This is a genomic window from Collinsella sp. AM40-7AC (genome assembly GCF_003468125.1).
Classification (GTDB): Bacteria; Actinomycetota; Coriobacteriia; order Coriobacteriales; family Coriobacteriaceae; genus Collinsella; species Collinsella aerofaciens_O.
The window spans coordinates 19,545-30,103 of sequence record NZ_QSGK01000016.1; the positions used below are offsets into that span (position 1 = coordinate 19,545).

7 protein-coding genes and 2 pseudogenes are annotated in these 10,559 nt (G+C 57.2%); 1 reads left to right on the top strand and 8 read right to left on the bottom strand.

Annotation, left to right across the window (positions count from 1 at the left end; translation table 11 throughout):
- Positions 1–24 precede the first annotated feature (24 nt).
- The 6 genes and pseudogenes from DW892_RS09930 to DW892_RS09960 all read right to left on the bottom strand — a co-directional run bounded on the left by DW892_RS09930 (position 25) and on the right by DW892_RS09960 (position 8,263).
- Positions 25–1,128 carry a hypothetical protein gene (locus DW892_RS09930; protein ID WP_117767290.1) on the bottom strand — a complete coding sequence of 368 codons (1,104 nt, stop codon included), beginning with the start codon at positions 1,126–1,128 and terminating at the stop codon, positions 25–27.
- 127 nt (positions 1,129–1,255) lie between these two features.
- Positions 1,256–4,462 (bottom strand): N-acetylmuramoyl-L-alanine amidase, encoded by a 3,207-nt coding sequence (locus DW892_RS09935; protein WP_117767292.1) that lies wholly within the window; start codon positions 4,460–4,462, stop codon positions 1,256–1,258.
- Positions 4,463–5,187: 725 nt separating this feature from the next.
- On the bottom strand, positions 5,188–5,448 hold the full coding sequence (locus DW892_RS09940; RefSeq protein WP_233546925.1) for an IS3 family transposase: 261 nt from the start codon (positions 5,446–5,448) through the stop codon (positions 5,188–5,190).
- The gene (locus DW892_RS09945; protein WP_117767294.1) at positions 5,448–6,290 is read right to left on the bottom strand and encodes an IS3 family transposase; all 843 of its coding nucleotides are present in this window, start codon (positions 6,288–6,290) and stop codon (positions 5,448–5,450) included. The genes DW892_RS09940 and DW892_RS09945 overlap by 1 nt, the downstream gene beginning before the upstream one ends.
- Before the next feature lie 73 nt (positions 6,291–6,363).
- Positions 6,364–6,591: pseudogene (locus DW892_RS10680) on the bottom strand (transposase); the annotation flags it as partial.
- A 670-nt stretch (positions 6,592–7,261) separates the two neighbouring features.
- The gene (locus DW892_RS09960; protein WP_117757939.1) at positions 7,262–8,263 is read right to left on the bottom strand and encodes an Abi family protein; all 1,002 of its coding nucleotides are present in this window, start codon (positions 8,261–8,263) and stop codon (positions 7,262–7,264) included.
- 286 nt (positions 8,264–8,549) lie between these two features.
- Here DW892_RS09960 and DW892_RS09965 point away from each other — a divergent pair, with 286 nt between their 5' ends.
- Entirely contained in the window at positions 8,550–8,879 is a 330-nt protein-coding gene (locus DW892_RS09965; RefSeq protein ID WP_117758353.1) for an ATP-binding protein, read from the top strand.
- Here DW892_RS09965 and DW892_RS10685 read toward each other — a convergent pair.
- Positions 8,849–9,101: pseudogene (locus DW892_RS10685) on the bottom strand (ATP-binding protein); the annotation flags it as partial. The gene DW892_RS09965 and the pseudogene DW892_RS10685 sit on opposite strands and share 31 nt — an antisense overlap.
- A 176-nt stretch (positions 9,102–9,277) precedes the next feature.
- The gene (locus tag DW892_RS09975; RefSeq protein ID WP_233546927.1) at positions 9,278–10,240 is read right to left on the bottom strand and encodes an ATP-binding protein; all 963 of its coding nucleotides are present in this window, start codon (positions 10,238–10,240) and stop codon (positions 9,278–9,280) included.
- Positions 10,241–10,559 lie beyond the last annotated feature (319 nt).

A 10,559-nucleotide genomic window follows, 5' to 3' on the forward strand; every position in this document is an offset into this window, starting at 1 on the left:
ATATTTGTATGAAATCTGATTATTCTATCGGATGGTAATCCGAGGTGTAATTGAAAGCGTATCCCCTACGCACAAATTGGATGAATCAGATTTCAAATCTATTGAAGTGAAGTTAGATAGATTTCTCTCCACCCTGACGGGGAACCTCCAGGTCCTCACGTTGCCGGCCGAATCGACGGCGTCGACCAAGATGTTGACGTCGCCGGCGACCTCCGGCACCCAATCGCAGGAGGCCTCGGGCCCGAGCTGGCGGATGGTGCCCCACCTGGACCAGCCGCCCTGCTCCCAGACGAACTTATAGCGGACCGAGCCCGAGTTGCCGGACGCGGTCAGGCCGAGCGAGCAGCGGTCGCCCAGGAGAGGAGACCCTCCATCGGACGCCTTTGCCGAGAGGCCGTCGACAGAGTAGTCCTCTGAGATGCGAACGGGGAGTCTTGACGTCGACGTGAGCCCGCCGACCGTGACGTCGGCATAGAGAGTATAGGAGCCGGAAGACGGAGGCGTCCAGGTACAGGCGGCGGACTCAGATGCTGCCTGGATGACGCCCCACTTGGACCATGAGCCCCGTTCCCAAAGGAATTTAATCTTTGCGCCGGGAGCCGCGGCGGCGGAGATATCGACCTTCATTCCGCCGCTCCACTCGAGCGTATCCCCGCCGCTCACGGAAAGGCGACAGGCATCCACCCTGACGGGGAACCTCCAGGTCCTCACGTTGCCGGCCGAATCGACGGCGTCGACCAAGATGTTGACGTCGCCGGCGACCTCCGGCACCCAATCGCAGGAGGCCTCGGGCCCGAGCTGGCGGATGGTGCCCCACCTGGACCAGCCGCCCTGCTCCCAGACGAACTTATAGCGGACCGAGCCCGAGTTGCCGGACGCGGTCAGGCCGAGCGAGCAGCGGTCGCCCAGGAGAGGAGACCCGCCATCGGACGCCTTGGCCGAGAGGCCGTCGACGGAGTAGTCCTCTGAAACCGGCGAAGTTGCACTTAAATCATCGGCCCGTGTTGAATCTTCAATCTGTGATGGAGACAGGCCCGCTTCACTCAAACCAAAGCAAGGAGTTACGGCCAAACAGAAATAAAAGAAGAAAAAAGCGACACGGACAGCCTTACTTCTAAAGAAATGCATATAGAACCTCCCCGATAGTTCACTCCAACATAATATTGCTAGCAAGTAACAATTTAAGGCCAAGATTTACCATACAAGTAAGGTCGACTACAACCAGCGCAGTCGACCTAGAGAATTCATATTGATATTAGCCAATTAAAGAAATAATGCGCGCAATATTCTGACCATATGTGTCACCCGGAACAGCCCAGCGGCCGTTTAAATCTTCCAAATATGGCGCAACTCCGAGAAAACCCTTAGACTGAAGGACTTCATATCGAGGATCCACACAAGTGTTATTCAACGCCGCACCAGTAGCATATCCTTTAAGATGCTGGACTTGGGCAAGCAAGCCCTGATATACATCGTCAAATCTAGCGCCTCCCGATTGTTGATTGACGGCGCCCAGTCCGGCGAAATTGCACTGATTCGGCTTTACGGAACCTCCAAATTGCAACCATCCAGTCTCAAGCATAGCCTGAGCAAAAACAACTTCCGGACGAACCCCTTCAGAAACAGCGGCTTCAACAATTAATGAACAAAAATCACGAATAGTAGGTGCTCCCTTTGAAACAAATTCGTCTGAGGGATATGTATGTCCTGTTGATTCATATAAGTTCACCATAGCATCAACTGAAGTCTGCAGACTTCCCATAATTGGAGTACCCTCCACCGTGACCTTGCGGGTCAGGTGCCTCTCGGCGGAGCCGTCGATCACGTCGAGGTAGACGGTGTACTCGCCCGGCTCGGTCGGGGTCCACTCGCAGGAGGAGGAAGCGGAGGGCTGCTGGGCGACGCCCCACTTGGCCCAGCCGCCCTTCTCCCAGACGAACTTGTACTTGAGGCCGGAGGCGTCGCCGGACACCTTGGCCTGCAGCTTGACCGGCTTGCCGCAGAGGGCGGAGCCCGAGACTTCGAGCGACTCGACGGAGCAGCGCTCGCCGACCGTGACCTTGCGGGTCAGGTGCCTCTCGGCGGAGCCGTCGATCACGTCGAGGTAGACGGTGTACTCGCCCGGCTCGGTCGGGGTCCACTCGCAGGAGGAGGAAGCGGAGGGCTGCTGGGCGACGCCCCACTTGGCCCAGCCGCCCTTCTCCCAGACGAACTTGTACTTGAGGCCGGAGGCGTCGCCGGACACCTTGGCCTGCAGCTTGACCGGCTTGCCGCAGAGGGCGGAGCCCGAGACTTCGAGCGACTCGACGGAGCAGCGCTCGCCGACCGTGACCTTGCGGGTCAGGTGCCTCTCGGCGGAGCCGTCGATCACGTCGAGGTAGACGGTGTACTCGCCCGGCTCGGTCGGGGTCCACTCGCAGGAGGAGGAAGCGGAGGGCTGCTGGGCGACGCCCCACTTGGCCCAGCCGCCCTTCTCCCAGACGAACTTGTACTTGAGGCCGGAGGCGTCGCCGGACACCTTGGCCTGCAGCTTGACCGGCTTGCCGCAGAGGGCGGAGCCCGAGACTTCGAGCGACTCGACGGAGCAGCGCTCGCCGACCGTGACCTTGCGGGTCAGGTGCCTCTCGGCGGAGCCGTCGATCACGTCGAGGTAGACGGTGTACTCGCCCGGCTCGGTCGGGGTCCACTCGCAGGAGGAGGAAGCGGAGGGCTGCTGGGCGACGCCCCACTTGGCCCAGCCGCCCTTCTCCCAGACGAACTTGTACTTGAGGCCGGAGGCGTCGCCGGACACCTTGGCCTGCAGCTTGACCGGCTTGCCGCAGAGGGCGGAGCCCGAGACTTCGAGCGACTCAAGAGACCAATTAACAACTTTGTATTTAGAAGTGCTAGTCACATATCCATTGGAGTCAATGACATCAGCATAGATCTCATATTCACCAGCCTGGGGCAGGGTCCAAGAAATCGACGGCGAAGTTAAGTCTTGACCGATTACACCCCAATTGGAATCACTCCAATCAGACCCAGCCCTATGCCAAACAAACTTATATCTAAGGCCATCAGTCTTGCCGCTAACATTTACACCGATTTTTACCGTTGACCCCGCATGTCCCAGTTCTTCCGAGAAGGAAATTCCATTGACGGAGTAGGGATGCGGGAACTGCGCGATGATTGCGGCAGCGTCAGCCTCGCCAAGACGGCGGCAACCATCGTCCGAGAAATAGTTGGCCACATCACCGTAATTCGAGATAAAGCCATGTTCGATAAGAATACCTGGAATTCCCTGCTCGCGAGCGCAGCGGATAACGGCGAACTCGTCGCCTACCTCCATTTGAAATACGCCGCGGTATGTTAGTCCCATAGCAGCAAGGTTGTTCATGACCTTGTTGGCAAGCTCAACAGAGACCTGCGTGTAGTCGGTGCCATTTGCGGTAGGAGCATAAACTTCTGCGCCGTGAGCCCCAGAAGACCCAGAGTTGATGTGAAAGCTAACAAAGGCCTGCGCGCCCTGATCAATGCAGCGCTGTACGCGGTAAAGATAATCATTGCTGGGATAGTAGCCAGACTGCTCGCGCGCAAGAACGATCTTAAAGCCGTAAGCTTCAAGTTTATTTTTGCAGGCTGTCATGATCTTCCAGGTAAGGTCGGCTTCACTCTTGCCATTACCCTGAGCGCCAGAATCCACCCCGCCATGTCCCGCGTCAAGTGCAATAACCCCCACATTACGCGCGGAGCGCTCAGCATAGGTGGAAATGCCATCGGGTGAATCGGCGCATTCCAATGCCTGCTGAATCGACTGGGCTTCAACGGCATTGCCATCGCCGTCCGCATAGTAAACAGAAGTGCCCTCGGAGCTCACGGAGCCATTAATGACCGTAAACGAATAATCCCTGTCAGAAAGATCCACCTCATGCTCAGAGCCATCGCCCTGCAAAGCATAGGTTATCGATGTGAGGAAATATGTATTAGATTCCAACTGCAAACCAAAAATAAAAGCAGCAGAATTATCAGCCGTTGCAGATGCTTCAATAGTCCCCTGAACCCCATTGGCACTTACATAGTTGAGAGTTGCGGAGGCAAGGCTATCGCCGTCATCGGGAGTAGCAAAGGCAACGACCTGATCAGTCCCGCTGGAAAGGCTCGGGTAGGCAAGATATACATACTGGAAAGAAGAATCGACCGGTTCAGCCTGCTGATGGTTCTCAGATACATCAACGCCAAAATCCTCATCAGCCGATTCGTCAACGTTCGTTGCCGGCGATGAATCATCAGCAGCGTCGACATCAACAGAACCCGCATCACGCGAGGCCTCGCCATCATCGTCTGCAGTAGCAGCGTCCACGGCAGCGTCCGCAGACGGGACGTTGCTCGCAGCGTAGGCAGCAGCCACAGGACCCATCAAGGATGAAATGGTCAAAAGACCAGCAAGAGAAAAAGCTGTTGAGGCACGCAATGCCTTTTTCATATTGAATCCCCCGTCACAAATAATGTTACTAAGAGAAGATTATTTTACAATCTCCTCTGCATCGGAAGTCCAGTTATTCGAAGCGCGGGAATTGTTATAAAGGCAGGCAGAAACCTGCTCTTATAAAAAGCAGGTTACGTTCTCAGCAAACTTTTGTTTTTTCGTCCTTCCATGGACACAGTGCTAGCTCTAGTTTTTGAAGCAATTAGCGGCGCCCCAAACAGCGCAAGTGCCAGTAACACGAAAATCCACTGAAGCACGCAATTCGTTTAAGCACGTGACGGACGACGAAAGCGTGTACGCAGCCGCGAAATACAGCAAAAAGCCCCATGTTTCGCTTGTATCAGAGGCGTCTGGGGCTTCATCGAAAGAGTAGCCTGGCTAACGCATTCAAGAAAAATAGAGCGTGGTCTTCATGAATCAAACGCCAGTATGCAACGCTCGCGCGCGTCTTTGAATCTTCTAATGAGCAAGAAGAGGGGGGTCTAGGAAAGACCTAATAGTTCTTGGAATCTGGGAATCGTCGAACTCACCATCTTTAAACAAGAGAATCATATAGCTTCTTATCGTTCTGTCTCGAAAAGATATGAGTGACCAGATGCACATCGTGGGCCTTTGAAATACAATCTTCGTCCCTTAAAGATTCAGCAACATAACAACCGCCCCAATCAAAAAACTGAGATAGCCCCGGCTGATAATCAAAGAGGCGGTTGGATTGGCAACACCTATTTGGACGATTCCGGGAGGGACAGCCCCGCCTCCCTGAACTCGACCGGCGACATGTAGCCCAGCGTCGAGTGGATCCTGAAATTGTTGCACCAGTGCACGTAGTCCGAGAGTTTGACCCGGAGCTCGCGCGTCGTGCCGAACGTCTCGCGGTGGACGAGCTCGGCCTTCAGTATCCTGTTGGTCAACTCGTCGACGGCGTTGTCGTAGGGGCAGCCCATGGCCGACAGCGACCTCTCTATGCCGAAGGCCTCGAGCATCAGGTCGATCTCGGCGTTGTCGAACTCGCTGCCGCGGTCCGTGTGGAAGACCTCGATGTCCGAGATCGGGAAGGAGAGCGTCGCGAACGCCGACCTGACCAGCCGGGCGTCCTTTGTGTTCTGGTGGCGAAGCTCCTGCGGTGGTACATTTCATTTTTCAGCGTCGCAAAGAACGACTCTGAGACGGCGTTGTCGTGGCAGTTGCCGGTACGGCTGCAAGAGAGGCGCACATGGTTGCCCCTGGCCCACTCAGCGAGCTTGCGGCTGGTGTACTGCGCCCCCTTGTCCGAGCGGAATATGGCGTTCTCTGCCACGTACCCGCGCGCACGCGCGCTCTCGAGGGCGCTGACGACGATATCGGCGGTCATGCGCTCGGACAGCGACCAGCCCACGAACATGCGGGTGTTCAGGTCGATCACCGTCGACAGGTAGAGCCAGCCCTGGCCGGTGCGCAGGTAGGTGATGTCGCCGACGAGCTTGTAGGTGGGCACCGGGCTCGTGAAGTCCCGCCTGATCAGGTCGGGCCTTGGCTTGGCGTCCCTGTCGGGGACCGTCGTCCTCTTCGACTTGTACGGCGTGCAGCCGCGGATCCCCAGCTCGCGCATGCACTTGCGCACACGGTACAGCGTGATGCCGCGCAGGCCGTCGGGCAGGAAGCACTTCACGAACCGCGCGCCGAAGCGCCTGTCGGACTCGAGCCACACGCGCCGCACGGCGTCGCGCGCCTCGGACCAGTCGTCGACGGGGCAGCCGTTGGAAACCCAGCTGCAGTGGCCCGACCGGCTCACCCCCAGCACCTTGGCCATCATCGCCACCGTGAAGTTGCCCTTCTCCGCCTCCATGAGCCTGTACCTGGCTAGAGTGCCTGCTCTTTGGCGAAGAAGGCCGCGGCTTTTTTAGGAACGCGTTCTCCGCCTCGAGCTCGCGTATGCGCTTCCTCGCCTCGCGAAGCTCGCGCTCCTCGGCCCTCGGGTCGGGCTCGCCCCCCAACTCGCGCTTGCGCTTGAGCACCCAGTCGTTCACCGTCTTGGGGTTGAGCCCGAGCTCCCCGCAGACCTGGGTTATGGGGCGCCCCGTGGAGATGACGTAGTCGGCTGTCTCCCGCCTGAACTCGTCGGTGTACATCTTCTGATTGGCGACCATGAGGCAATCCTTCCGTCCATCGGCTTGAATGCAGTCTAGGGCATCGCGGCCACACGATCCCTCCAGCCCGCGTGTCCGAAAAAACGATACAGGTCAGAGGTCGCCCCGCGACGCGGCGCCACGCGACGAAGTGCAACCGCAGGCTGATCGACCGCAGGGAGGCCATGGCCGCCGCCGGCAAGAGGCCGTGCATGGCCAACTGCGCCACGGCGCGCGAGATGGCGTGCTGGGTGTGGGCCATAGCCGGGATGGCGGCGGCGTAGCGCGCCGCCGCCCCCGGACACGGGTTCCGACCCCGGCGCGCGCCGCGCTCGAGGCCGTTGGGAGGCCATCCGAGTCCCTTTTCTGGGCGGCGGGAGACCGCCATGCCCGCATAAAGACTCCGATTTCGCCGCGAGGCCCCCAGCCGTAGCAACGAAATGCGCAGCCGAGAAGGCCACGCGCGGATATTAGAATGCCGAACGTGCGTCGAGCAGACACGCCCTCCAGCGGCGCGGTCGCAGGGTGAAGATAGGTAGGCCCGGCCGTGCGCGGTAGCTCCGCGGGCGGCCGGGCCGGTTTTGCCTCTTGGCAATGTTCAACTCATATTAAAAGGGAGGAGTCGACTGATCGGCCCCTCCCACGGCGTTTCGCCGTTTCTCTCTGCACATATTAGCACACGGAAGGAACGTCACCGCTTGCGCCCGTAGCCATCGATGAACCCCTCAATAAATCCGTATTTCTGCCGGTCACCGCTTCCGACGATCATCATGTACGTATCAACCCCGACAGCGCTCTCGAGCTTCTCGAGCTCCCGCAGGCATTTCCGAAGAAAATCTCTGGAACGCTTCTTCTGATGCGTTAGCAAGGTCAATAGGTAGGCCAGGAGAACGATGTAGTCGATTATGGAATTGAAATTCAACCTGTACCCGATAGAAAGATCCTCATCGAGAAGCTCGCCAACCGCGGCCAGGTTTCTGTCGGTCTTGGGATACTTAACCGATTGGCTGAACCTCGAATCAAATACCGCCCCGTTATGGGCGACCGCGTTCCTTAAGGGACGAATCGTCTCGACGATGTTGATGACGATGCCGGGGTTCGCATGTAAGAGACCTAGGTCGCTTGCGATATCGGCGAGGATTTCATCGGGAAGGCTTCTGCATACGCTTGTGAGATCGCCGAGGGTCATCACCTCGAAAATGCTCCAAACGGGCGCGTCATCGTCGCGATCGACATAATGCTTCACGAGATCGTTTTTGTAACTCCGTCTCACGATGTTCTGAAGCTGGCTCTTGAGCTTGAGCTTTTCCCCCATCTGCCCGTTCACGACCCTTCCGTTGACATCCCTGCATGTCCGGAGGCCGCGCTTTAAGAAGGTCGCCAGCCCGGGGTCCTCTATGTTCTCAAGTATTCTGGCCAAGACTATGTTTTTAACCGCCGTTTCGATGAACATTATCTCCGGGTAGATTGCAGCCTTGATGGCGGAATCGAACCCGTATATGTCCATGAGTGCATCGAACGAAGGGAGGGGGAGCGCATTTTTGGGCTTTCGGACAAACCGGAAGCCTTTATAGCCATGGAAATAGCCCATGTTTCTCAGCAGTATCTTTCTGTCGCTCCCCCGCAAATCCTCCATACCGTGATTCGTCCTCATGTGCTTCATGAGGGAATTGATGCTCATGCCCTTCTTCATCGAACCTCCCTTGGCCTCCTTCTAGGAAATTATATCCCAGCCCGCCTCGACGGGGCGAGCCTGTCGTTGGCGCCGGCCTATTTGTGTTTGTTAACGTCGTGATTGCGGGTTTGGTCACATCCGATTTTCAGAATTGAGCACGATAGTTTTTCGGTTTTGAGCACGGCCACGCCGACCAGACCGCATGCCTTAACGTTGTCGGTGCGTCGTATCGGCAACGAGCAAAGGCAGGAGGGAATGATCGACGTGGACAAGATAGAGGACGCAGGTGGCGGGCTGCAGGGCCATGCTCGAGGCCGAGCTCGCGCACAGGGACGCGACCAAGAGGGCACGGCTGCTCAGGCAGGCGAGGCTCCCCGTGCACAAGTCGGCCGAGGGGTTCGACTGGTCGCACGTGCGGTTCTCCGAGGGCTGGGGCCGCGACGACATGCTTTCGCTGGGCTTCGTCGGCGCCCGCGAGGACCTCGTGTTCTTCGGCAAGACCGGCAGGGGCAAGACCCACATGGCCGTGGCCCTGGCGATGCGCACGGCCGCCGCCATCTGGTCGTCGCCGAACACCGCGCCCCACCGGCTGAACTCCAGGTTCGTGGTGATGACCACCGACTGCCGCTCGTAGGCGTCGGCGAACACCTAGAAGAGCGCGCGCGCCGTCGGGATCCAGCGGCAGGAAGCCGAGCTCGTCGATGACGAGCAGCCTAGCGCAGCCGATGAGCGCGGCCTCACGGTCAAGGCGCCCCTCGTCGCGGGCGCGCCGCAGCCGCATGACGAGCGATGACGCGGTGAAGAAGCGGGCCTCCATCCTCCGCTCGCACGCCAGCATGCACAGCGCCGAGGCCATGTGCGTCTTGCCGGTGCTGACGTCCCCCACCAGCACGAGGTCCTCGCAGAAACCAGTTTCATGGAGCGTTTCATTGATAATCCCCCTAATCTAGCAACGGTTTAAAGTCTACTAGATTGGGGGGACGCGAGCCAAGTCGACAAAGGCAGTTAACCGGCAGCTATTCATGCCTCGATTTAGAACCGCTCGAGAATCTCCGCAGCATTCTCTCGCAGATAGATATCTAGGTCCGGCACGGCAAACTGCACGTAGCCCCTCTGTGGTGCCTGAATAACCTCTCTTTGTAGCAATTTGGCCCTAATAGAGCTGATCTCATTGGTCTTTTTACCCATGCGCTTAGCAATCTCGGCTGATTTGGACTGTTGTTTATCCTCGCACATCGCCAAAAGGTATTTGATATCGTTAAGTCCCAGTCCAGAAATCGCGGGCTCGTGAACAACATCGTGAAAACGAGCCTCTGCCAGCGCAATGCCTTCGGTGACATCGTGTTCGCTCACAATGGCACTTTTGGCACGATGCAAGTTGGCGCGCTGCCAAATGGAGTAACCGACCATTTGCACCAGATAGGCATAGCCCTTAGTGGTCTTAGCGGTTCTCGACAGCAGATCGTCCTCTATGGTCAAACCAGTCGCTATAAAGCTATCGCCCATAGAGAGCGCTACCTCCACCTGGTTGATAGGCGCCAGATCTTCGGGGAGGGCACGACGCAAGAATGTAAGTGCCTTGCCGTTGATAAGATCCATAACACCAGCGGGCAATCCGGCAAATGCGAGAGCAATATCGACTTTCTCCCCTATTAGAAGCTGCACAGCAGAAGCAATAGCGCGCATATCGTCAATCGGGGCATCCTGCACCTCATCTATTGCAATAAACAGGCCCTTGGAAGACTTTGCGGCCGAGCCAAGCAACTTTCTAAGACTCGACTCTTTTGGCACAACGTCGAATTTAGCGGAACCAAAGCCGGCATTTACGCCGACTGAAGCATTGGTCGCAAGGGAGGATTCTGCAATCTGATCCTTCAGGTCCAGCAATAGGTTGGGACCAGCAGAAACAATAGCCGTCTTCCAGCCAAGCTCTCGTGCACGATCTCTAAGATCACAGAGCAAAACAGTTTTTTCCGGAACCCCTTGGCCCGGCAACGCGCATGAGCCTCGCAGGTGCACCAATTCCCGAATTCAAACTCTCGGTAAACTCAAGGGCAATATCATCACGACCAATTATGCGCGGAGGCTCAGCGCCGGCAGTGGGACGAAACGGGTTATGGAATATTGTGGCGCTCACTTGTTTGCCTCTCAAGGAAATCGATTATCGGTCAATCTTAGCTTTATTAGTTTATCGCAACTATATCGGATTATATCGAGTTGTATAAGCCTGTACAAACTTATCGTAGAAGTATCGAGCTATCGTAATGTAAACCCTTGATTCTCATTTTCATTGCAACAGCCTCAGGACTCAGCG